Annotated in this window: 23 protein-coding genes; 11 read left to right on the top strand and 12 right to left on the bottom strand. The window is 57.6% G+C overall.

Translation table 11 applies throughout. From position 1 onward, the window contains the following. Positions 1 to 87 precede the first annotated feature (87 nt). The 4 genes from relA to eno all read left to right on the top strand — a co-directional run bounded on the left by relA (position 88) and on the right by eno (position 6,342). Complete coding sequence (gene relA, locus G5154_RS14855) at positions 88 to 2,301, top strand: GTP diphosphokinase (protein ID WP_005335588.1); 2,214 nt, start codon at positions 88 to 90, stop codon at positions 2,299 to 2,301. Between the two features lie 73 nt (positions 2,302 to 2,374). Beyond that, positions 2,375 to 3,172 carry a nucleoside triphosphate pyrophosphohydrolase gene (mazG, locus tag G5154_RS14850; protein WP_421251180.1) on the top strand — a complete coding sequence of 266 codons (798 nt, stop codon included), beginning with the start codon at positions 2,375 to 2,377 and terminating at the stop codon, positions 3,170 to 3,172. 141 nt (positions 3,173 to 3,313) lie between these two features. After that, a complete protein-coding gene (gene pyrG, locus G5154_RS14845; RefSeq protein ID WP_043821667.1) occupies positions 3,314 to 4,951 on the top strand; it encodes a glutamine hydrolyzing CTP synthase in 1,638 nt (545 codons plus the stop codon). A gap of 89 nt (positions 4,952 to 5,040) precedes the next feature. Continuing rightward, positions 5,041 to 6,342 (top strand): phosphopyruvate hydratase, encoded by a 1,302-nt coding sequence (gene eno / locus G5154_RS14840; RefSeq protein WP_371167462.1) that lies wholly within the window; start codon positions 5,041 to 5,043, stop codon positions 6,340 to 6,342. Positions 6,343 to 6,465: 123 nt separating this feature from the next. On the opposite strand, the gene G5154_RS14835 is transcribed toward eno, so the two are convergent. The 4 genes from G5154_RS14835 to G5154_RS14820 form a co-directional block, all read right to left on the bottom strand. Continuing rightward, entirely contained in the window at positions 6,466 to 6,951 is a 486-nt protein-coding gene (locus G5154_RS14835) for a GNAT family N-acetyltransferase (protein ID WP_421251181.1), read from the bottom strand. Positions 6,952 to 7,154: 203 nt separating this feature from the next. Beyond that, entirely contained in the window at positions 7,155 to 7,757 is a 603-nt protein-coding gene (locus G5154_RS14830) for a hypothetical protein (RefSeq protein WP_043821664.1), read from the bottom strand. A gap of 166 nt (positions 7,758 to 7,923) precedes the next feature. Then, positions 7,924 to 8,262: a hypothetical protein gene (locus G5154_RS14825; protein ID WP_152564640.1), complete on the bottom strand. Its 339-nt coding sequence runs from the start codon at positions 8,260 to 8,262 to the stop codon at positions 7,924 to 7,926. 105 nt (positions 8,263 to 8,367) lie between these two features. Next, entirely contained in the window at positions 8,368 to 8,964 is a 597-nt protein-coding gene (locus G5154_RS14820; RefSeq protein WP_421251182.1) for a hypothetical protein, read from the bottom strand. A 723-nt stretch (positions 8,965 to 9,687) separates the two neighbouring features. Between G5154_RS14820 and G5154_RS14815 the strand changes: the two genes are divergently transcribed. Next, complete coding sequence (locus tag G5154_RS14815) at positions 9,688 to 10,863, top strand: aspartyl protease family protein (protein WP_421251183.1); 1,176 nt, start codon at positions 9,688 to 9,690, stop codon at positions 10,861 to 10,863. A 38-nt stretch (positions 10,864 to 10,901) separates the two neighbouring features. Here the strand turns inward: G5154_RS14815 and G5154_RS14810 are convergent, their stop codons facing one another. After that, positions 10,902 to 11,498 carry an MliC family protein gene (locus G5154_RS14810; RefSeq protein WP_257700912.1) on the bottom strand — a complete coding sequence of 199 codons (597 nt, stop codon included), beginning with the start codon at positions 11,496 to 11,498 and terminating at the stop codon, positions 10,902 to 10,904. A 293-nt stretch (positions 11,499 to 11,791) separates the two neighbouring features. Here G5154_RS14810 and G5154_RS14805 point away from each other — a divergent pair, with 293 nt between their 5' ends. After that, positions 11,792 to 12,172, top strand: coding sequence for a hypothetical protein (locus tag G5154_RS14805; RefSeq protein WP_005354566.1), 381 nt, complete (start codon positions 11,792 to 11,794; stop codon positions 12,170 to 12,172). A gap of 131 nt (positions 12,173 to 12,303) precedes the next feature. Here G5154_RS14805 and G5154_RS14800 read toward each other — a convergent pair whose 3' ends face one another. Beyond that, positions 12,304 to 12,669 carry a DUF2061 domain-containing protein gene (locus tag G5154_RS14800; RefSeq protein WP_206875814.1) on the bottom strand — a complete coding sequence of 122 codons (366 nt, stop codon included), beginning with the start codon at positions 12,667 to 12,669 and terminating at the stop codon, positions 12,304 to 12,306. A 191-nt stretch (positions 12,670 to 12,860) separates the two neighbouring features. On the opposite strand from G5154_RS14800, the gene G5154_RS14795 reads away from it, so the two are divergent. Continuing rightward, positions 12,861 to 13,067, top strand: coding sequence for a hypothetical protein (locus G5154_RS14795; RefSeq protein WP_190973172.1), 207 nt, complete (start codon positions 12,861 to 12,863; stop codon positions 13,065 to 13,067). Positions 13,068 to 13,170: 103 nt separating this feature from the next. Here the strand turns inward: G5154_RS14795 and G5154_RS14790 are convergent, their stop codons facing one another. From G5154_RS14790 to G5154_RS14780, 3 genes are read right to left on the bottom strand one after another with little or no spacing between them, the layout of a single operon-like run. Beyond that, positions 13,171 to 14,025: a 23S rRNA (adenine(2030)-N(6))-methyltransferase RlmJ gene (locus G5154_RS14790; protein ID WP_421251184.1), complete on the bottom strand. Its 855-nt coding sequence runs from the start codon at positions 14,023 to 14,025 to the stop codon at positions 13,171 to 13,173. After that, positions 14,019 to 14,480, bottom strand: a complete 462-nt coding sequence (locus G5154_RS14785; RefSeq protein WP_421251185.1) for a DUF2390 domain-containing protein — start codon at positions 14,478 to 14,480, stop codon at positions 14,019 to 14,021. Before G5154_RS14785 ends, G5154_RS14790 begins: the two co-directional genes overlap by 7 nt. Continuing rightward, positions 14,473 to 16,383 (bottom strand): ABC transporter ATP-binding protein, encoded by a 1,911-nt coding sequence (locus G5154_RS14780; protein ID WP_421251186.1) that lies wholly within the window; start codon positions 16,381 to 16,383, stop codon positions 14,473 to 14,475. Before G5154_RS14780 ends, G5154_RS14785 begins: the two co-directional genes overlap by 8 nt. A 154-nt stretch (positions 16,384 to 16,537) precedes the next feature. Between G5154_RS14780 and G5154_RS14775 the strand changes: the two genes are divergently transcribed. Next, positions 16,538 to 16,951, top strand: coding sequence for a CBS domain-containing protein (locus tag G5154_RS14775; RefSeq protein WP_005343339.1), 414 nt, complete (start codon positions 16,538 to 16,540; stop codon positions 16,949 to 16,951). A gap of 136 nt (positions 16,952 to 17,087) precedes the next feature. Here G5154_RS14775 and G5154_RS14770 read toward each other — a convergent pair whose 3' ends face one another. The 3 genes from G5154_RS14770 to G5154_RS14760 form a co-directional block, all read right to left on the bottom strand. Next, complete coding sequence (locus G5154_RS14770; protein WP_421251187.1) at positions 17,088 to 18,749, bottom strand: hypothetical protein; 1,662 nt, start codon at positions 18,747 to 18,749, stop codon at positions 17,088 to 17,090. Between the two features lie 124 nt (positions 18,750 to 18,873). Continuing rightward, the gene (locus G5154_RS14765; protein ID WP_216979440.1) at positions 18,874 to 19,341 is read right to left on the bottom strand and encodes a hypothetical protein; all 468 of its coding nucleotides are present in this window, start codon (positions 19,339 to 19,341) and stop codon (positions 18,874 to 18,876) included. Between the two features lie 54 nt (positions 19,342 to 19,395). Then, on the bottom strand, positions 19,396 to 20,772 hold the full coding sequence (locus G5154_RS14760; protein WP_421251188.1) for a PLP-dependent aminotransferase family protein: 1,377 nt from the start codon (positions 20,770 to 20,772) through the stop codon (positions 19,396 to 19,398). A gap of 116 nt (positions 20,773 to 20,888) precedes the next feature. Between G5154_RS14760 and G5154_RS14755 the strand changes: the two genes are divergently transcribed. From G5154_RS14755 to G5154_RS14745, 3 genes are all read left to right on the top strand, one after another. Next, positions 20,889 to 21,485, top strand: coding sequence for a LysE family translocator (locus tag G5154_RS14755; protein ID WP_421251189.1), 597 nt, complete (start codon positions 20,889 to 20,891; stop codon positions 21,483 to 21,485). 118 nt (positions 21,486 to 21,603) lie between these two features. Continuing rightward, on the top strand, positions 21,604 to 22,194 hold the full coding sequence (locus tag G5154_RS14750) for a LysE family translocator (protein WP_203132720.1): 591 nt from the start codon (positions 21,604 to 21,606) through the stop codon (positions 22,192 to 22,194). Between the two features lie 126 nt (positions 22,195 to 22,320). Then, entirely contained in the window at positions 22,321 to 23,019 is a 699-nt protein-coding gene (locus G5154_RS14745; RefSeq protein ID WP_421251190.1) for an aspartate/glutamate racemase family protein, read from the top strand. Positions 23,020 to 23,078 lie beyond the last annotated feature (59 nt).

The raw sequence follows: 23,078 nt of genomic DNA, 5'->3' as shown, positions 1-23,078 counted from the left end.
AAAGTGCGCTGGATATCCCCATTTGAGGCAATCTCATGAGGGGGGAAAGTGACAGCTTTCGGCCCGATAATTTAAAGGATTGATACCATGGTTGCGGTTCGCGATATTCATTTGAAAGACAACTTCACCCTGGAAGAGTGGGTCAGCTCGCTCTCCTTGAGTGACAGTGAAAAGGATCAGCTGCGAACCGTCTACCAGTATTGTCTGACGCTCGGTGACGAGGCGCTGACCAGCAAGCTGCTGGTGCGCGGCATCGAAATGGTGGGCATTCTGCAGATGCTCAGCATGGATATCGGCACCCTCAAAGCGGCCATCATCTACCCCTTCGTCGAAGCCGGTCTCATCAGCCAGGAGCGGATGGACGAGGATTTCGGCTCCAAGATCGCCAAGCTGGTGGAAGGGGTGCTGGAGATGGAAGCCATCCGCTCCCTGCAAACCCTCCATCGCAGCGAAACCTCGCCGGAGCAGGTCGACAACGTGCGTCGCATGTTGCTTGCCATGGTCGAGGATGTGCGCGCCGTGGTGATCAAGCTGGCGGAGCGGATCGCCTGCCTGCGGGAAGCGAAGACGGCAGATGAAGAGACCCGGGTGCTGATGGCTCAGGAGATCACCAATATCTATGCGCCGCTCGCCAACCGTCTGGGCATCGGCCAGCTCAAGTGGGAGCTGGAAGATCTCGCCTTCCGTTACCTGCACCCGGATACCTACAAGCAGATCGCCAAGCAGCTCGACGAGAAGCGGCTCGACCGCGAGCGCTATATCCGCGAGTTTGTGCAATCCCTGCGTAATGGGCTGAAAGAGGCGGGAGTTGACGCCGAGGTGTACGGCCGCCCGAAACACATCTACAGCATCTGGCGCAAGATGCAGAAGAAGCACCTCGAATTCAACGAGTTGTTCGACGTGCGCGCGGTGCGGGTAGTGACCAAGCGGCTGCAGGATTGCTATGCGGCGCTCGGTATCGTCCATACCCAGTTCCACCACATTCCCCGCGAGTTTGACGACTATGTCGCCAACCCTAAACCCAACGGCTACCAGTCAATTCACACCGTAGTGGTGGGGCCTGAGGGCAAGACGGTCGAGATCCAGATCCGTACCGACCAGATGCATCAGGATGCCGAGCTCGGCGTCGCGGCGCACTGGCGCTACAAGGAAGGGGCACAGGCAGGCGGCAAGGCCAACACCTTCGAAGACAAGATCGAGTGGCTGCGCAAACTGCTCGCCTGGCAGGAGGATCTCTCCGAGAGCGGTTCCCTGCTCGAAGACCTGCGCAGTCAGGTGTTCGAGGACAGAGTCTACGTTTTCACCCCGAAAGGGGATGTCATCGACCTGCCGGCTGGCGCTACCCCGCTTGATTTTGCCTATCACGTCCACAGCATGATCGGCCACCGCTGCATCGGCGCCAAGATTGACGGCCGCATCGTGCCGTTCACCTACGCGCTGCAGACCGGCGATCAGGTGGAGGTGATCACCCAGAAGGAGCCGAACCCGAGCCGCGACTGGATGAACCCCAACGCCGGCTTCCTGCGCTCCAGCCGGGCGCGGGCCAAGGTGGCGACCTGGTTCAGAAAACTGGATCGGGACAAGAATATCGTGGCCGGTCGCGAGCTGTTCGAGAAGGAGCTGGATCGCCACAACCTCAGCATGTCCAAGATCGACAAGGGCAACATGCTGCGCCGCTTCAATCTGGAGAGCACCGACGATCTGCTGGCCGGTATCGGCAGCGGCGATATCCGCATCAACCAGGTGCTCAACTATCTCGACACCTGCTACAACAAGCCGACGGCGGAAGAGGAAGATCGCCGCCTGCTGGAGAAGCTGGAGCAGAAGGCCAATGCGCCGATGCGCCACAAGCCCAAGGATCACATAGTGGTGGAAGGGGTCGGCAACCTGATGACCCATATCGCCCGCTGCTGTCAGCCCATTCCGGGGGACTCCATTCAGGGCTTTATTACCATGGGGCGCGGCGTATCCATTCACCGGGAAGATTGCGAGCAGCTCAAGGAGCTGTCACGTCGCAACCCGGAGCGGCTGATCGATGCGGTGTGGGGGGAGAACTACTCCGGCGGTTACGGCCTCACCATCCGGATCATCTCCAACGATCGCTCCGGCTTGCTGCGTGATATCACCACAGTGCTGGCCAACGAGAAGATCAATGTGATGGGGGTGCGCTCACGCTCCAATGTGCGCGAGCAGACCGCCGAGATCGACATGGAGCTGGAGATTTACAACATCAACGCCTTCAACCGGGCGTTGGCCAAGCTCAGTCAGCTCAATGACGTAATTAGCGCCAAGCGGCTTTGATAGCGAACCGACCGGCCCCAGTGGCCGGTCTGTATTTATGACCCTTTTTGAACGAATCGAAAGCGAATATCCCATGTCCCAACGTTACGATCTGCCCCAACTGCTCGACATCATGGCTCGCCTGCGCGATCCGCAAAACGGCTGCCCCTGGGATCTGAAACAGGACTTCCAGACCATAGTGCCGCACACCCTGGAAGAGGCCTACGAAGTGGCCGATGCCATCGAGACTGAGGATTGGCAGGGGCTGAAAGGGGAGTTGGGGGACCTGCTGTTTCAAGTGGTGTTTTACGCCCAGCTGGGTAAAGAGCGGGGCTTGTTCGACTTTGCCGATATCGTCGATACGGTGAGCGAGAAGCTCATTCGTCGTCACCCCCACGTTTTTTCCGATGCAGACCTCTCCAACGAGCAGGCGGTAAAAGCGAACTGGGAGGCGGAAAAAGCCAAGGAGCGGGCGGCCCTCGACAAAGAGAGCGTGCTGGATGATATCCCGCTCTCGCTGCCTGCCTTGACCCGCGCCGCCAAAATTCAGAAACGCTGCGCCACTGTCGGTTTTGACTGGAAGACGCTGGGGCCTGTGGTGGACAAGATCCACGAGGAGATCGACGAGGTGATGGAAGAGGCATTGATGGCCGATGTGGACGAGGCGCGAGTGAGCGACGAGCTCGGCGACCTGTTATTTGCCACCGTCAATCTGGTGCGTCATCTGGGCAAGGATCCGGAGCAGGTACTGCGAGGTGCCAACGCCAAGTTCGAACGTCGTTTTCGTCATGTTGAGCAGATAATCGCCGCAGAAGGCTTGAAAATGACCGATTGCACCCTCGAAAAGCTCGATGCCGCCTGGGATAAGGCGAAGGAAACCGAGCAAAGTTGATTTGGCGCAAGATGGGGGGGCGGTGAGCCTGATAGATTTTTGCTCATTGTTTGGGAGAGGGGTTTTTGGTATACTGTTTCCCCGTCCTGCTTCATCCCCGAAGCACCCCTTAAAATTCCCTAAACTTCTTTCAGGTTCAGCATGACGACCAAATATATTTTTGTTACTGGTGGCGTTGTTTCATCCCTCGGCAAAGGCATTGCCGCAGCTTCTCTGGCAGCCATTCTGGAAGCCCGTGGTCTGGATGTGACCATCATGAAACTGGACCCGTACATCAACGTGGATCCGGGCACCATGAGCCCGACCCAGCATGGTGAAGTGTTCGTAACCGAGGACGGGGCCGAAACCGATCTGGATTTGGGCCACTACGAGCGTTTCATCCGCACCAAGATGACCCGTCGCAACAACTTTACCACCGGCCGTATCTACGCCGACGTACTGCGTAAAGAGCGTCGTGGTGACTATCTGGGCGCCACCATTCAGGTTATCCCGCACATCACCAACGCCATCAAAGAGCGGGTGATTGCCGGTGCCGAAGGCCATCAGGTTGCCATCGTCGAAGTGGGCGGTACCGTAGGTGACATCGAGTCCCTGCCGTTCCTCGAAGCCATTCGTCAGCTGGCTGCCGAAGTGGGCCGCAACAATGCCATGTTCATGCACCTGACGCTGGTTCCTTACCTGGCTGCTGCCGGTGAAGTGAAGACCAAGCCGACCCAGCACTCTGTCAAAGAGCTGCTCTCCATCGGTATCCAGCCGGATGTGCTGATCTGCCGCTCCGACCGTGCCATTCCGGCCAACGAGCGCGCCAAGATTGCCCTGTTCTGCAACGTGCCGGAGCGCGCCGTCATCTCCATGAAAGACGTCGACTCCATCTACAAGATCCCGGCACTGCTGAAATCCCAGAATCTGGACTCCTACTTCACCGAGCGTTTCGGTCTGGAGTGCAAAGAGGCTGACTTGTCCGAGTGGGAACAGGTTATCTACGAAGAGGCCAACCCGACTGGTGAAGTGACCATCGGTATGGTCGGCAAGTACGTCTCCCTGCCGGACGCTTACAAGTCCGTCAACGAGGCGCTCAAGCACGGTGGTCTCAAGACTCGCCTTTCCGTCAACATCAAGTACATCGACTCTCAGGATATCGAGACCCGTGGCGCCGAGCTGCTGGAAGGTCTGGACGCGATCCTGGTGCCGGGTGGCTTCGGTGAGCGTGGTGTGGAAGGCAAAATTCTGGCTGCCCAGTATGCCCGCGAGAACAAGATCCCCTACCTGGGTATCTGCCTCGGCATGCAGGTTGCCATGATCGAATTCGCTCGCAACGTGGCGGGCATGGAAGGGGCTCACTCCTCCGAATTCAAGAAAGATTGCGCCTATCCGGTCGTCGGCCTCATCACCGAGTGGGTGGATGAAGAGGGCAACGTCGAGACCCGTACCGAGAAGTCTGATCTGGGCGGTACCATGCGTCTGGGTTCCCAGCTCTGCCACCTGGTCGAAGATTCCAAGGTGCGTCAGATGTACGGCAGCCCGACCATTTACGAGCGTCACCGTCACCGTTACGAAGTAAACAACAAGCTGCTGCCGCAGATTGAAGCGGCAGGTCTGAAAGTGACCGGTCTCTCCGCCGACAAGAAGTTGGTGGAAATCATCGAGATCCCGGATCACCCCTGGTTCGTGGCTGCGCAGTTCCACCCGGAGTTCACCTCTACTCCTCGTGATGGCCACGCTCTGTTCGCCGGTTTTGTGAAGGCGGCAGGCGAGTATCAGAAGCGTAATTTGAAGTAATTGAAAATAAATGCGGTTGGGGCACTGTGCCACAGCCGCTTTTTTTGGCATATTTTTGTTGTTTTTTTACGAAACCTGAGGAAATACACATGTCCAAGATCGTTAAAGTGATCGGTCGTGAAATCATCGACTCCCGTGGTAACCCGACCGTTGAGGCCGAAGTTCACCTGGAAGGTGGTTTTGTTGGTATGGCAGCCGCTCCGTCTGGCGCGTCCACCGGTTCCCGCGAAGCGCTGGAACTGCGTGACGGCGACAAGAGCCGTTTCCTGGGTAAAGGCGTGCTGAAAGCCATCGAAGCCGTAAACGGCCCGATCGCTCAAGCTCTGCTGGGTAAAGATGCCAAGGACCAGGCCACCGTTGACCAGATCATGATCGACCTCGACGGTACCGAGAACAAATCCAAGTTCGGCGCCAACGCCATCCTGGCTGTTTCCCTGGCTAACGCCAAAGCTGCCGCTGCTGCCAAAGGCATGCCGCTGTACGCCCACATCGCCGAGCTGAACGGCACCCCGGGTGTTTACTCCATGCCGCTGCCGATGATGAACATCATCAACGGTGGTGAGCACGCCGACAACAACGTCGACATCCAGGAGTTCATGATCCAGCCGGTTGGCGCCAAGACCCTGAAAGAAGCCGTTCGCATGGGCGCAGAAGTGTTCCACAACCTGGCCAAAGTGCTGAAGTCCAAGGGCTACAACACTGCAGTTGGTGACGAAGGTGGTTTCGCTCCGAACCTGAAATCCAACGCCGAAGCGCTGGAAGTTATCGCTGAAGCCGTTGCCGCTGCCGGTTACAAACTGGGCACCGACATCACCCTGGCTATGGACTGCGCTGCTTCCGAGTTCTACGACGCAGAGAAGAAAGAGTACAACCTGAAAGGCGAAGGTCGTATCTTCACCTCCAACGGTTTCTCCGACTTCCTGGCTGAGCTGACCGAGAAGTTCCCGATCGTCTCCATCGAAGATGGCCTGGACGAATCTGACTGGGAAGGCTTCGCCTACCAGACTGCTGAACTGGGCAAGAAAATCCAGATCGTTGGTGACGACCTGTTCGTAACCAACACCAAGATCCTGAAGCGCGGTATCGACAACGGCATCGCCAACTCCATCCTGATCAAGTTCAACCAGATCGGTTCCCTGACCGAAACTCTGGCTGCCATCAAGATGGCCAAAGACGCTGGCTACACTGCCGTCATCTCCCACCGCTCCGGTGAGACCGAAGACGCGACCATCGCCGACCTGGCTGTTGGTACCGCTGCTGGCCAGATCAAGACCGGTTCCATGAGCCGTTCTGACCGTGTTGCCAAGTACAACCAGCTGATCCGTATCGAAGAAGCTCTGGGTGCCAAAGCTCCTTTCCGCGGTCTGAAAGAAGTTAAAAACCAGGCTTAATTTGCTGGTTTGCCAGCCTCGGCTGGAATGAAAAAAACCGGAACCCTTGGGTTCCGGTTTTTTTATGCCTGCTCCTTGCTGCAACGCCCTGAGAGGCGAGGGCGTTGTGCCTCTGGTCTCGGGTCAGATAAAGGGGAGCATGCGCTGATAGCGCCCTGCATGCGCCTTGAAGCCCAGTTTTTCAAACAGGGCGATAGAGCGGACGTTATCTGCATCGATATCTGCGGTGAGGCAGGTGACTCCCAGTGTGCTGGCGTGGGCGAACAGCAATCCCAGCGCCTCCGACATAAACCCTCTGCGCCAATAGGCCGCATTGAGCAGGCAACCTACCTCGCAGCAGCGACCCGCCTCGCTGAAACTGTGCAGGCCGCAGGTACCGATCACCTTGTTGCCCTCCCGCTCGACAATCGCCCACTCCAGCGACTCCCCCGTTTGCTCCAGCCGCACCACGCTCGCCATCATCTGTGCCACCATGGCGGGAGAGGTAAAGCAGGGATCAGAGGCAAACTCCATGGTCAGCGGATTGCCATAAATCTCGAACAGATCGGCAGTATCGTGCGGGCCAATGGTGCGCAGCACAATCCGAGTGCCGGTTAAGTCGGGCTTCATAAATCTCCTTGGGGAGTGTTACGCCAGCAAAGATACAGGTAAAAAATGAGACAGCGTGAAAGTTGGTCTCTAAAGGCAATTGGTGCTATCAAGAAATATTGTGACCGCGAACGTCCGATTACGTTTCACTAATCGAACCTATGGGCTAAAGCTGAAATTAAACGAAATTTACCAAGCGTTGCGAATCCTTCTTAAATACTTTGTTAGACATTTTTTGCCATGACACAATAATCATAATACGCGTCTGTATGATGCCATTTCATTCCTTGCATTGGACCATTTTCAACCATTGATGCAGATACACTTTGTACAAAAAAGTTTCTGTAGATCAACTCGACAGCTTCGTTGTATCGAGGGTGAAACTGTTTTTCACCATCTTGTATAACTTTCAGTTCCAAGTAATCCTTTCCTGCATCAATACTCTCGTACAGTTCCATGAAAGCAAGAAGTGTTAGATTGCTTACTTGATTAAATGCTCTCATAGCTGGAATCAAAAAATCCGGATCGTTCCAATGATCTTTGTAAATTAGAGCTAATGCTTTGACACCCAATTGAGAGTGAGTTTGACGTACTGTTTCAAGAGTAGCGTAAAAGCAGTTCGAATAGTCTTCGTTCACAGAAATTTTATTTATTAATTCTTCATCTACTTCAGCTTTGTTGCAAAAACTTTCAAACCTTTTATTGAGGTAATCATTATAAAAACTCTGTGCAAACTTACCTAGCAGACCAACTCCCGGAACACCTGCATCAGAAAGCTCATTGCTAATATTCGCTACTTCCATGCCCCAATCAATAGCTTTACTCAATCATGACTCCTTAAAATGTCTAACGCCTGCCTAAGGGGCTGGCAACGCATAACGCTAAACTCAAACATAACAACCGTAACCACCGCGACTTAATAGGACTGGAAAAGCCACGCGTTGACAGTCCCATTGAGGAGTTTGTTTGGCATATTTATTGAATTTTGTTGGTTTATGGGTAGGAACACATATCTTCAAATTTCGCATCTTCGCCTACAGTGCATATTGCTATTATGTTGTCTTGTTTTTCCCAAGTAAATTTACAGTTAGCCATTCCTGTTCCTGCACAAGCCAACATTTCCGGCCTACCTTCACAACGCGAGTCACCTTTAAGACAAGTATCTGCTTCGTTGCTAGTATAAGGCTTCCAGCCAGCCTTTATCATTTTCTCTCGGACATTTGAATAACTTTCATGTTCTGTAAGCTTAGGAATATCTGAGTATTGTGAATAAGAGACCTGTGGAACACCTATTAATATAGCGAAAAAAATAAATAATGTTCTGATTTTCATTAATATATCCTGTTTTAGAATTTGATTTGCCTAACGCAAAATTAAGGTGTGATGTGTATTTGCCATTCTGTGAAAGAAGCGAAACCAGAACGTAAGGAATCATTCTTAAATATTTTGTTGTATTTTGGCTTCGTAGTTCTCTTTAACAACTGTCAATATGTACGCTAGATACTTGGAAAGTACTTTATCCCATTCTGAAATCAAAGTTGAAGCATCCGTATCATGAGATAGAAATCCGCTTTCATGATTGGCAGAGTAACCTTTCAGCTTACCTTGCAGAAGAGAATAACGGTCTAAAATAAAGCTATGTTCTTTGAGCTGTCTACCACCTCGATTTGCGCTATGAGCAGCAAAACTGTTTCGAATATCAAAGACTAAACAATCCTGGATTTCGCTTAAGTCAAACTCTATAGCCATTTTTCTGAGAATAACTAGCATAGCTTGCTGTTGCATATAAATAGCATTAAGAACTCCATAGAAGTACAAATACAACTCGCCAAACGATAGTGACTGATTTCGTTCTAAGAACGAATGTTTGGCTAATTGGGTGTCTTCTAATAGGTAAAAACTGTCAATGGTTGAGTTGTAGGCATCACTCGTAGCTACAGATACGATGGGATAAAGCTCATCATCATTGTCAACATTACAAGAATGGTCAGAGATAATTCTACGAGTTAAATCAATTATGTCATCAATATCCAAACGCTGAGCTCCAAAAACAATATAGCAGTAATCATATGGAAGGCGACACTAATCCGTTAGCAGAGCACTATATAACTCTGTAACATCTTCATCGCCGCCAAGCAAAAGTCATCATTAAATAATAATATTACCAACTCACTTCTGGTATCGGAGCGTATTAGCTTGACTTACTTTTTGCGCCATATATTGCCCCTGTGTTAAAAGTGCATGGGCTCCTCATGGAAAGCACCGCCAAATCACGCCTGTGTGAGCAGGTCAGAAATAAAAATGAGGTCGTCACCATTTTCAGTGGGTCGAAGGCAACTCTCGCTTATCCATTCCATCCGGCATGGCTACCGCCCCTGAATTTCAGCTTCCAGTCTGCTGCGTTTCACCAACGGGATGGGGTTGGCATGGCTCATGGGAGACTCCGACGAGGCAAGTGTTGCCAAATGGCAATATTAACCATGGCGCTGTGGAGAGAAAGCTCAATATTTAGAATCTCTGTGCAAGATCAATAAATTAATCAAATATCCCCCGCGATTGATGACGCGCCGAGATAGCGTGAACAACCATTCTTGAACTATCACCATAGAATATTCATGGTCATATCTGGCTTGAACCAGCATAAAACTCTTTGTTATTGTCCGCATTCCCCGCTGAAATAGCTTATTTATCTATAAATCAACAGGATAGCATTATGCGGTGGCGTCGCGGGGGCATCTGCTATCGGGAAGGAGAGTTATGAAGTCGCAGTTCAAAGTGGCGCTGGCCATGTTGGCCCTGTTCGTCGTCCAAGGCTGCACAGCCCCGGATTCATCCGCCAAGCGCAATGCACCCGGCCCGGTGCTGACAGTGCATTACGAAAGTGCGCCCCTGATCCCCGTCACCATCGCCGGTGAGCAGTACCAGTTTTTGCTGGATAGCGGGGCCAGTATCACCTTTATCGATCGTCGTCTGGCCAGCCGTTTCAAGGCGCTGACCTTAAGCGAATTGCCCAGGGCCTATCAGGCTGATTTTGCCAGTGTGAACAGCGTTTCGAGCCAACTGGGCAGCGAGCAGCTTGGCTTTGTTGAGCCGCAGCCCTTCTCGGTGGGATCGGTCACCATTGATGACAGCGATCTGTGGGCAACCGTTGATTTCGATCTCTTCTCCCAGTCTCTTGGCAGCCGTATCGATGGCATTCTCGGGATCGACACTATCCGCCGTTTCAGCTGGGTGTTTGATCGCGACAGGCATCAGCTCACGGCTTCGCTGACGGCTCCGTCGGCAGCCACCTTCGAGCGTTGCATCGGCTATGAAGACAGCTACAACCGCTCCCCGGCAGTGTATCTGACCTACGGCGAGAGCAGCGTGCGCATGTATCTCGATACCGGGGCCGATCAGAGCTATGCCGATCATGCCTTTATCGACTTTATGGCCAGCCAGAAGGCGATCTCTGGCGAAGATGCGATGCCACGCAAAGGGGTGGACGCCAGCGGTATGGTGGAGGGGCGTGAACACATCCTCACCGGCCTGCACTTTGATGAGCGCCAGCTCGGTGAGCTGCGCGTGTCGGAAAACAGCAATGAGCAGTATGGTCTGGGGCTGGATTTTGTTAACCGCTTCAATCGCTTTGCGATCATGCCCGGGCGGATGATGATCTGCTACGACGCTGACAGCCTGGCGCGCAAAGTGCCGCCAACCCTGCGCAATATCGGAGTGCGTTTTGATGGCGAGCATCTGCAGGTCTACTACAGCGACGAACGGGATCTTGCCCCCTATGGTCTGGTCAACGGCGACATTCTGGAACAGATCAACGGGGTGGCTTATCGTCCCCTCGATATCGACAAGGTGCGTGAACTGCTCAGCACCAGCAAGCCGGGGTCGCTCAAGTTGCGGATTGTGCGGGAAGGAAAACCGCTGGATATCGCTATCTAGTCAAGGTGGGGCGGCAAGACGAGCCGCCCCTATGAGCCTCAGCCCTTGGTTGGATTTTCCATGCAGGTGAGGGTTGGCTGGCCGTAACGCTCCAGCGTGGCGTCGTCCCCCTTGGTGAAGAAGGTGAGGTTTTGCCCTTCATAACGGGCGCCGCTGGCGCTGGGGGCTTCATAGGCGAGCACTTGTTGCTGCTGGTCGCCCTCGCTCAGGTTGATCACCGCGGCGGGCAGCTTGGCATCGTTATAGAAGTAGGTGGAGAGAGTGACGCTCTTGCCGCACTGGTAGTTGACTGGTGCCGGCACCATCAGCTGGCCGCCGCTGATCTGCAGTTCGGTGATCCGCAGCAGGTAGTTATCCTCCACACACTGGCGCAGATCCTGCCCCTTCCAGCAGTCGTTACGCCCCTTGATCCAGCCGCGCTGCATGGCGCGCTCTGTCTTGAGCTGTTCGGGAGAGAGCGCGGCAATCGCCTTGGGGTAGAGGGCCGCCAGTTCGTTATCAAGGGCGGCCAGTCCGGCATCCTTGCAAATCAGGGTTTCGACCGACCCGGAGGCTTTGGTGCAGTCAAAGGAGGGGGTTGCGGCACTGGCCAGCAGAGGGGCAAACAGCAGGGTGGCAAGCAAGGTCTTGTTCATCGATAGATTCCAGCAATGAGGAGGGCATATCTGCCTACTACAGCACACTCTACAGGGCAATGCAGCAGGTGAGCCGAGCGCATTTTGCACTGCAGCATATGCTGGCGACCGGTTTTGCCGCGCTACTCCAGTGGGGAAGGGAACTGTTGCTGGATGAGGCCGGCTTGTTTGAAAACCGGTCAGGAATGGTCGCTATTTTGAGCATTCAGACAGGCCTGCAGCATTGTACTTTCACTCCTGTTCGAGAGGCGTGCTAGATTTGCGGCCTTTTCTTAATAACAAGAAGGTTAGCTATGTTCAGGTTGATGACGGGGGCCTTGCTGGCCATCATGCTGTCCGGTTGTGCGGCCATGTTTAACGGCACAAGTCAGCAGGTTTCCATTCGCAGTCAGGATCCCGATGCGGAGATCTACGTCAACGATATGCTGCTGGGCCACGGCAATGTGATCACCTCGTTCAAGAAGAAAGAGAATTACACCATCACGGTCAAAAGTGCGGATTGCTACTCTGTGACGGTGCCGGTTTCCAAGTCGTTCGATGCCACCACCCTACTCGGGATCTTTGTCGATTTCGGCGTGGTCTCCATTCTGGTGGTCGATGGGGTCGGCACCGGCGCCTGGCAGAAGTTTGATCAGAATGCCTTTATCGTTGACCCCATCTGCAAGAAAGCCTGATCGTTATTGATGGGGCATCGGGTGATGCATCCAGATACAGATCTTTGCTGATGTGAAAAACCCGACACTCCTGGCCGGAATGTCGGGTTTTTTGTGGCCGCGATAAAGGGGGAGGCGGGTTGCCCGGTCGATCAGGCCAGCGCCAGTTGCTGACTGCGGGCGCGCCACAGCCGCTCGTGGAAGAAGAACACCACGGTGTTGATGGCCGGTTCGATCATCGCCATCACGCCGCCGGTGAGCAGCTCGCCGCTCAGCAGGAAGGCCACCCCGAAGGCCACCGAGAAATGGACCACCGCGAAGCTGCTGGTCTTGGCCTGCAGGCTGTGAGTTGGCTTGAGCTTGTGCCAGCCAAGGTCATGAAAGTAGAAGGCGACCGTGTTGACGGCGGGCTCGATCAGGGCGATCAGGCTGGCGGTCAGCAGCTCACCGGTCAGCAGGTAGGCCACGGTAAAGGCGACACCGAAGTGCAGGATGGCAAAGCTGATGGTCTTTTTCATGATGGCGGCTCCCTCTGTTGATGATGAGAGTATCCGCCGAAATGAGATCAAATGAAAACTATTCTCATCTATTGCCGAAATAGAGAGAACCTATCAACGGGCGAGTGGCCGGTGCGGTTCAGCGGTTGCCTATCGCAACCAAGGCGATAAAGTACAGGTTCTTCACACTTGCCCATGAAAAAGGATCTTTCATGAATATCAATGCCACCCTGCTTGGCCAGTTCATTGCGTTGCTGATGATCATCGTTGGCGTCATCGCCTGGCGACTGGCGCGCCGCAAGAGCGAGCATCCGGCGCTGATCACCCTTATCTGCTCCCTGCTCTGCCTGTTTCCGCCCTTTGGCCTGCTGGCCCTGTTGCTGGTTGCGCTGAAACAGGATCTGCCCGCCCGTTCATAGGGCGCGCAGGTTCAGGCTGCCGCACACACCGGCCGTACCAATAGCAAAAGCCCCGTGATGGGGCTTTTGCTTTTGAATTCGGTGAGCGCAGCGGGGGCGGGGATTAATCCTCAGCCTTGTTGAGCCACTCCACCTTGTACCGGGCGCCTGCGCCCTGTGCCAGCTTGGCACACAGGGGCTTCAAGAAGGCTTCAATCTGCTCGTCCAGCATCCAGGGCGGGCTGATGATCAGCATACCTGAGCCGTTCATGCCCCAGTCGGCAGTCTGACCGGCTACTTCCAGCTCGGCCACCAGCACGTTGCCAAAGTTCTCCCGCTTGATGGCGCGCAGCATGTCGCGGGATTTGTCCGCCTCCTGCCCGAGGATCGGATACCAGAGGGCGTAGATGCCGGTCGCCCAGCGTTTCTGCGCCTTTTTCAGGGTGTCGACCACGGCGAAGTAATCTTCCTTGAGCTCATAGGGCGGATCGATCAGCACCAGCCCGCGGCGCGGAGTCGGCGGCAGCAGGGCGATCAGTCCCTCGAAGCCGTCACGGTGGTGCACGGCAACGCGGGGGTCATAGCCCATGTTGGCGCGCAGGTCTTCGACCTCGTTGTTGTGCAGCTCCATCAGTGCCAGCTTGTCCTGCTCGCGGGTGAGGCGGCGGGAGAGCTCCGGCGAGCCGGGGTAGTAGTGCAGCTCACCGTTCTGATTCATCTCCTCGATGACCCCGAGATAGGGGGTCATGGCAGACCACTGGGCCCGCTCGTCCCACAGGCGGCCGATGCCGTCGGCATACTCGGCCTTCTTCTGGGACCAGTCGCCGCGCAGGTCGTAGAGACCGCCACCGGCATGGGTGTCCAGCACGATGAAGGGTTTCTCCTTCTTCTTGAGGGACTCGATGATCAGGGCCTGAACGGCGTGTTTCAGCACGTCGGCATGGTTGCCGGCGTGAAAGGCGTGGCGGTAGCTCAGCATATTAGATCTCTGAGGGGGCCCTGCTGGGCACCCAGTAACGATAGATAGTTCAACAAATTGCGGCTGTTGCCGCGAAACAGGGAGAGGCTGCGCAGGGTCTGCAACAGGACGCCCTGTTGCAGCCGCTCCAGCTCCAGCTCGTGGGCCAGCATCGACTGATAATGCTGCTCGTCGAGTCGCGCCTTGGCGCTCTGGCGCAGGGCGCGCCACGGGGTCAGCACCGCTTCGGTCTGCACCAGCGCCGGTTGCAGGTCGGTCAGATCGACCACGATGCCGAGCTGATCGAGCCGGTGCAGCAGCAGCGCCAGATTGACGTTGCCCCCCAGCTCCTGCACGGTGAGCCAATCCTGGCTGCGCTCACCATAGACCTTGCCGCTCCAGTGCCAGAAGCCGATCGGCGTCGGCAATTCGTGGACCGCGACCCGCTCGCTGGCCATCAGCTGTTCGTCACGCAAGGAATTCCTGCTCCATGGTTTCCAGCTCTTCGGAGAGGCTCATCCACTCCATCTCGACGTTCTCCAGCTCCTCCTTGATGGGGCCTTGGGACTTGAGCAGCTCGGAGAGCTTCTGCTTGGCGCTCTCCTCGTAGATGGCCGGATCGGCCAGCTGGCTCTCGATGTCGGCCAGCTTGCCCTGCAGCTTCTCCATGCTCGCTTCGAGCTTTTCCAGCTTCTGGCGCAGCGGACGGGTTTGCTGGCGGAACTCCGCCTCGCGCCGCTTCTGATCCTTGCGCGCCACCGCCGAGTTGGCCGAGACGGGGCCATCCGCCGGTTTGGCGTTGGTCTCTTTCTCCTGCTCGCCGAGCCACTTGTGGTAATCGTCCAGATCGCCGTCGAACGGCTCGACCCGGCCACCGTGCACCAGATAGAAGTCATCTGTGGTGGTGCGCAGCAGGTGGCGGTCGTGGGAGACCACTACCATGGCCCCTTCGAAGCCTTGCAGCGCCATGGTCAGGGCGTGGCGCATCTCCAGATCCAGGTGGTTGGTCGGTTCATCCAGCAGCAGCAGGTTCGGCTTTTGCCAGGTGATCAGCGCCAGCACCAGCCGCGCTTTTTCACCGCCGGAGAAGGGGGCCACCTTGTCGAGCGCCTTGTCACCGTGAAAACCGAAGCTGCCCAGATAGTTGCGCAGCTCCTGCTCGGTCTTGTCCGGCGCGAGGCGGGCCAGATGATCGAGCGGGGAATCGTCGAGACGCAGGGTCTCCAGCTGATGCTGGGCGAAGTAACCGATGCTCACCCCGGCGCTCACTTCGAGCTTGCCGGAGAGCGGCGGGTTGGAGCCCGACAGCATCTTGATAAAGGTCGATTTACCGGCGCCGTTGCGACCGAGCAGACCGATGCGTGAACCCGGTACCAGATTGAGTTTGATCTTCTCCAGGATCACCTTGTCACCGTAACCGGCAGAGAGGTTCTCCATGGCGATGAGCGGGGTCGGCAGGGCCGACGGCTCGCGAAACTCGAAGCTGAATTCCGAGTCGGCGTGGGCGGGGAGGAGCTTCTCCATCCGCTCCATGGCTTTCAGGCGGCTCTGGGCCTGACGGGCCTTGGAAGCCTTGTAGCGGAAGCGGTCCACATACGCCTGCATGTGGGACATCTCCCGCTGCTGCTTCTCGTACATCGACTGCTGCTGGGCCAGATGTTCGGCGCGCTGCAGTTCGAAGTCGGAGTAGCCGCCGGTGTATTCGTTGAGCTTGCCGTTCTCGATATGGATGATGCGGCTGATGACAGAATCGAGGAAATCGCGGTCGTGAGAGATGAGCACCAGCGTGCCCTGATAGCCCTTGAGCCACTTCTCCAGCCAGATTACCGCATCGAGATCCAGGTGGTTGGTCGGTTCATCGAGCAGCAGCAGATCGGAGCGGCAGAGCAGCGCCTGAGCGAGGTTCAGACGCATGCGCCAGCCACCGGAGAAGCTGCGCACCGGCGAGCTGAGCTGCTCGTCGCTGAAACCGAGGCCGTGCAGCAGTTCGGCGGCGCGGGCGCGAATACTGTAGGCGCCGATGGTATCGAGGCGACCGTGCAGCTCGGCTACCAACAGGCCATTGTCATCCTGCTCGGCTTGCACCAGCTGGGCCTCCAGCGAGCGGAACTCCTTGTCGCCGTCGATCACGTAGTCGAGGGCGGAGCAGTCCAGCGCTGGGGTCTCCTGCGCGACGCCTGCAATCTGCCAACCGGCGGGCAGGCTGAAGGTGCCGCTGTCGATGGCCAGCTCGCCCCGTACCAGTGCAAAAAAGGTGGACTTGCCACAGCCGTTTTTGCCCACCAGACCCACTTTGTGGCCGGGGTGAATGGTGGCGGAGGCGTTGTCCAGCAGCTTGCGGCCGCCGCGGATCAGTTCGATTTGACTGGCAACTATCATGGGTGGGATCTGCTTGCTCAAAATGGAGGAGAAAAACTGGCGCGGATCTTACGTGAAATGACGCAGATTTGCACTTTGGTGAGGGGCTTGCCACTGGCTGGCATCGTAAAAACATGCCATAACAGAGAAACCAGTTTGGTAACGGGAGGTTAGCATGCATATCAGGGATATTATGACGACCCGGGTCGCCACCGTTTCAATGGATGATCGACTCCGAGTCATCAGGGATATCTTCGAGCAGGCACACTTTCGCCACCTGCTGGTGCTGGAAGAGGAGGAACTGGTGGGGGTCATCTCGGATCGGGATCTGTTCCGCGCCATCAGCCCCTATCTCGACTCCGAAGCCGAGATGAGCCGCGATACCGAAACCCTCAACAAGCGTGCCCACCAGATCATGAGTCGTCAGCTCGTCACCATCGCTCCCCATCTCACCGTGCGCGACGGCGTCAAGCTGATGCTGGAGAAGGGGGTCTCCTGTCTGCCGGTGCTGGAGAATGGCGCCCTGGTCGGCATCATCAGCTGGAAAGATTTTCTCAAGGTCGCGCTGGAGAGTGACGCGCTGGGCTGAGCCCGGGGACTTAACAGTCATCTGTCACCGTATCTGCTTGTGCCCGTTCTTGAGGGCCATAAGGTTACACGAAATGAATAGAGGGGAGCCAAGGCTCCCCTCTCTCTTATGTGGCTGGCGGCACAGGCCAGCCTCATCATGATTCCGGGGGCCCCTTGCCCAGGCTGGCGGGGGCGCTGCCGGAGAGGTGCGGCTGCAAGTGAGTGCGGATCTCGTGCAGAGTACGCTGATACTGCTGGGCATGTTGATCCAGAAACGCAGGGCTGTGCTTGAGGCGCCGCTCCAGGGTATCGACCAGCAGCGCAACCCTGGGGGCCGCCATGCCCGCCGGCCAGCTGTGCTGTAGCAGCTCCAGCAGTTGCCAGGCATCGCCGGGCAGGGCGGGAAATTCCTCCAGCAGTTGCAAGCCGGCCTGCAGTGCCAGTTGATAGTCACCTTTTTGTATCCCTTGATGACGGGTTTGGCGCAAGCTGGTCAGGCGCTGCTCCCGCGCCGTCAACTGTTGGCCCAGTTCCGTTAGCAGATGGTGAAACAGCTGACGGGTCAGGGGGTGGGGGGCGACACGGTCACGGTAGTGTGTCAGCTGCGCCAGATAGCGCTGGGCATGGTGGGGCAGACCACAAAACTGACAGACGGCAAAGCCCAATAACAGGGTGAGATGGTTCTCGCTCGCCTGGCTGGGTTGATGGTGGGCGATCAGGATCAGCGCCTCGTCGAAGCGGTAATCCAATCCCTGCATCAGTGCCTGCAGCAGTTCGAACTCCTGCGCGGGCAGGTTCACTGTTCGCTTCAGATGGGCCCACTCCTGTTGCAGGGAGCGGATCCGGTTGCTGGATGGTGTATGCCACAGCACCGCCAGCATGGCGTTGATCATGAAGTGGTCGATGGCCAGCCGGACGCGCTGTTCACTGAAATGGTGAAGATTCAGGGTACTGGCTTGTTCCAGCACCTTCCTCTCGTCTTGCTGTAATAGTCCCAGCATCATGGCCAGCTGATGCCAGCGGGGTTGATGGGGGCGGACTTGTTGCAACTGCACCATGGTCTCCCAGGCTGCCTGCCACTGATGTTGGTGCAACTGACTGGCGAGTTGCAGCTCCAGTCGGGTGGCGGTCGGCAATATGGTTTGATGACGCTGCAAGTCGGTTTCGGCACTCTGCAGTTTGCCCACTCCCAACATGGCGTAGAACAATCCGGCCCTCGGCCAGCTTGCCCGATACTCGTTGGCACACAGGGCATAATGCTGGGCGGCAGTGAGCTGTTCGCTGGACTGCAGCAGCAGGTAACCCTTGAACCGATCCAGCCAGGGGGCAAGGGGTCGGTTGTCCCGTTGATAGAGCAGGTCTTCACAGAGTGCGGTCGCCAGTTTCCACTCCCGCAGCAGGGTTGGAGGGGCGAGGGTGTGGGTCATCCTGCTCAGTTGTGTCAACTGCTTGAGCGCAGTTGTGAGCTCCCCGGTCATGAAGGGGAGTGGCAGATGGAGGGAGAAGTAGAGGTCCGAGGGGAGAAAATCCTGCTCGTTCTGGTCTGCATCCATCAACAGTAGTACGCAGGCGGGTTGTAGCAGGCCGAGGTAGTGTGCTTCATGCAGCAGGCGGGCGCCGTCATGCCCCAGTTGTCTATTTTGCTGGCAGATAATGGCATCGAATGGCTGTTGTTGCAGCAGGGTGAGCAGACCGCTGCGTTCCTGACCCGGGTGGCTGTGGTGGTGGATCCGTTCAGCAGGGATACCCTGTTCGGTCAGTTCCCGGGTGATGGCGCTACGGAGCAGTGGATCCTCTTCGAGCAGCAGTATCGTCATGCACGCGTCCTTTCAATACTCCACGAGTAGATCAGATTAGACCCAAGAGGAACATGGCGACAACTCTGCGGGGGAGGAAAAGTGACAGTAGTCGGCGCGAGACGAGGAAGGGCATTATAGGCGGTTACCGGGATTTATGTGCTTCGGTGAGAAAGACACACTCTGTTTGACGGATCTGGTGTGAGCCACTCCCCTGTTCCCCCTGCCAGCTTAATTCCAGCTTGCCGAGGCGGCCTAGATGGCGCAGTTCAAATTCGTAGCGCTGGCAGAGGTTGTTTTGGGGCAGACTCGTCATACCCGCTGGCAGGCGGTATTGATAGCGCAGGATCGGCCCATCTTCCAGCTTGCTGGCCACCGGCACCAGCCCCTCTGGCGTGGGCTGCGGCGCCCCGAGCGCACGGCGCAAACTGAGCGGTGCATCGATCGCCTTTTGATAGTGCAGGCCGTTCATGGCCGCCAGCTCCTCTTCCAGCCGTTGCAACTCCCCTTCCAGTCCATTGAGCGCGGCCCCCAGCTGCTGGTGGGTCGTTGACGAGGCGCAGCCACCCAGCAACAGGGTGGCAAGCAGTAGGGCGGCTCTGATGGGGGGCACGGCATCTCCTTGGCAATGACGATGAAGCGTGAAGGTCAGGTCGGCTGGCCCTGACTATAGCAGGGGATTGCTCGGGGGCGTCCCCTGCAGCAGCTGCGCCAGACGGGCCAGCCCTTCGCCGACCCGGGCATCGGTGGCGGGTTGGCTCAGGCTCAGGCGCACCCCTTGCGGAGCGGCAAACTGACCGGCGGCGAAGTGTTCCCCGCTCGCCACGCCAACGTCAAGAGCATCGGCGGCGGCAGCAAACTGTTGGCTGCGCCAGGGCTCCGGCAGCGGTAGCCAGGCGTGCATGCTGCCCGGCTGCCAGCGGGCGGCAGGCAGCAGGTGGCGAAGCAGTTCGCCACGGCGTTTGAGGATCTCCCGCTGCTGCTCGACCAGCGGCATGATCTGGCGCTGACTGACCATTTTGCAGGCGAGCTCGATCAACAGCGGGCTCACCATCCAGCTCGACAGCCGCATGGTCTGGGCGAAGGCGCTGCGCAGGGCAGGGGGCGTCAGCACGAAGCCCACCCGCAGGCCGCCGCAGGCGATCTTGGCCAGACTGCCCAGATAGATGACCCGCTCCGGCGCCAGATTGACCAGAGGGATCACAGGTTGCTGGGGCAGCAGGCCGTTGACGTCATCCTCGATGATCAGCAGATCGTGGCGACGGGCGATGGTGACGATGGCCTCCCGCCGCGCCAGACTCATGATGGCGGTGGTGGGGTTTTGCAGGGTCGGGGTGAGGTAGAGCAGCTTGGCCCGGCGGGTGCGGCAGGCGGCGTCCAGCGCCTCGGGCAGCAGCCCCTCCTCGTCCATCGCCAGTCCCACCACCTGATTCTTCAGCTGGCGGGCATTGCCCAGCATACCGGGGTAGCTCAGCCCCTCGCACAGGATGGTCTCCCCCACGCAGCCGGTCGCCAGCAGCGCCAGCATGATGCCGTGCTGGGCGCCGTGGCTGAACAGCAGGCGATCCTCACTACAGGCCACCCCTTGCTCCGCCAGCCAGTTGACGAACTGCTGGCGCTGATCCGGTCGTCCCGCCTCCTTGTCGTAGCCGAGCAGGGCGTTGAGATCCCCGTCCGCCACTTCCCCCAGCATGGGGCGAATGATGGCCGCCCGATCCAGCTGCACCGGCAGGTTCTGCCACAGCTCGATGCGGTGCCCCTCCTCCTGACGGATCACCCACTCATTGGCGGGATCCGTGTTCGCTCCCTTGACCCAGGTGCCGTGGCCCACCCGGGCGGCCAGCAGGCCGCGCCGCTCCGCCTCGCTGTAGGCGCGGGTGACGGTGCCGACGGTGACACCCAGACGATCCGCCAGGGATCTGTGGGTAGGCAATCGGGTTTGCGGTGGCAGCTCGCCATTCGCGATCCCCTGTTCGATTGCTTTGACCAGCTTGAGGTAGAGGGGGCCATCGAAGGCCGCAAGGTCGGGCGCCCAGATTGTCATGGTGACAATAAATCCATTGATCCAAATTTGTTGTCAATATAGCGTGAATTTCAGCCTGATAACAATCAAATAGCTTGCATTGTATCGATACAACTCAGCGAGTAAGGAGTCACAATATGACGATGGAGTGGTATGTTACCCTGTTCGGTTTTGCCGTACTCACCTGCGGTACGCCGGGGCCCAACAACCTGATGCTGACGGCCTCCGGCGCCAACTTCGGGGTGCGTCGCACTCTGCCACATCTGCTCGGGGTGGGGCTGGGGCAGCCGGTGTTGCAACTGGTGCTGGCGCTGGGGCTTTATCCGCTGTTCGAGCGCTGGCCTCTGCTGCGCCTCGGTTTGCAGATCTTCGGCAGCCTCTATCTGCTCTGGCTGGCCTGGCGCATCGCGGTGGCAGGAGCCCCGAGCGATCCGGCGCGGCGCGCCCGACCGCTGACCCTGCTGGAGGGGCTGGGCTTCCAGTTTCTCAACCCCAAAGCGTGGATGATGGGAATCTCCGCCATCAGTCTGTTCAGTCTGGCCGGCGCCGGTTACTGGCCCAGCCAGCTGGCGGTGATGATCATGTTTGCGCTGGTGGCGCTGCCCATCTGCTTTGTCTGGGTGCTCTTTGGCCATCAGCTGAGCAACTGGATCAGTACGGATCGGGGCTGGCGCCGGCTCAATGGCTCCCTCGGTCTGCTGACTGCCCTCTGCGTGGTGATGCTCTGGTATTGAGGCTTTTCCCACCCGCTTTCTCCTTGTGGTCGGGCTGCCGCTTCTGCATATTGGTGGGCTGCTTTATCTGGCGGATTGTCTGGCAGAGAGTCCGATATGTGGTCTGAACGAGGTTGAGATGGATCTGAACTGGGTACTGCCCCTCGCGGGGTTTGCACTGGTCACCTGCGGTACGCCGGGACCAAACAATATGCTGCTCACCAGCGCCGGAGCGGCGCAGGGATTTCGCCGCACGCTGCCCCTGCTGGTAGGGGTGGTCGGGGGGATCAATCTGATGATCCTCGCTACTGCGCTGGGGCTCGGGGTGATATTTGACAAGGTGCCGCTGCTGCACGACGGGCTCAAGCTGATCGGCTCGGCCTACCTGCTCTGGCTGGCGTGGAAGGTGGCGACCGCCAGCGGCCCGGCCGAGGGCAATCGGCCACTTATTCCCGCCCATCAGGGGGCCATGCTGCAACTGCTCAACCCCAAGGCGTGGATGATGGCGCTCTCCGCCATCAGCGGTTTCACCCTGGCAGGGGAGGCCTACTGGCCATCGGCCATCTGGGTGCTCGCCATCTTCTTTGTGACCGGCCTCTATACCGGTGCTTTCTGGGTACTGTTCGGCGCCCAGGTGCGCCGTCTTATCCGCACCGCCCGGGGCTGGCGCCGTTTTAACCTCGGCATGGGGATCGCTACGGCGGCCTGCGTGCTGATGATCTGGATTTAGTCCGGGGCTGACCCGGGCCTTTACCGGCTGTCTTGTTGGCCCTGCGGGGCCTTTTTTATCTCGCTCCCGTGATCTTGCCTGCAAGGTGACGTGGCACTGCCTTACCTTGGGATGAAAGGAGCTGTTATGAAATGTATCGGTCTGCTGGGTGGCATGAGCTGGGAGTCCACTGTCAGCTACTATCAGGCGCTCAACCGGGGCGTGCGGGCCAAGCTCGGTGGCTTGCACTCGGCGCGGGTGCTGCTCAACAGCGTCGACTTTGCCGAGATAGAGCGGCTGCAGCATGTTGGTGACTGGCCCGCCACCGCTCGCCTGTTGGTGGCCGAAGCTCAGGCTATCCAGGCCGGCGGCGCCGATTTCTTGCTGATCGGCACCAACACCATGCACAAGGTCGCCCCCGAGATTGAGGCCGCCATCGATATCCCGCTGCTCCATATCGCCGATGCCACCGCGGCCAAATTGCGGGCTGACGGGATCACCCGAGTCGGCCTGCTCGGCACCCGCTTCACCATGGAGCAGGATTTCTACAAGGGGCGTTTGCAGGCGCGCTTCGGGTTTACTGTGCTGGTACCCGATGAGGCAGGGCGGGAGCGGGTACACAGGATCATCTATGACGAGCTTTGTCTGGGCGAGATCCGCGAATCGTCGCGGGCCGAGTATCTGGCCATCATCGAGGCGCTGGCGGATGCTGGTGCCGAGGCGGTGATCCTCGGTTGCACCGAGATTGCCCTGCTGGTGGGCGATGCCCGGGCGGCGGTGCCGCTCTACGACACCACTGCCATCCATGCCGAGGCCGCCGTGGCACTGGCGCTCTGCTCCGATTAATTAACTGGTCAGATCTCACTATTCATGCTTGTCTCATACCCCTTGCCATAAAAGCGTGT

The sequence above is a fragment of the Aeromonas sp. 600527 genome, from assembly GCF_049175415.1.
In the GTDB taxonomy this organism is placed as follows: domain Bacteria; phylum Pseudomonadota; class Gammaproteobacteria; order Enterobacterales; family Aeromonadaceae; genus Aeromonas; species Aeromonas veronii_A.
Note: the sequence above shows the minus strand (reverse complement) of the source record. Positions and strands in the feature narration are given on the sequence as shown.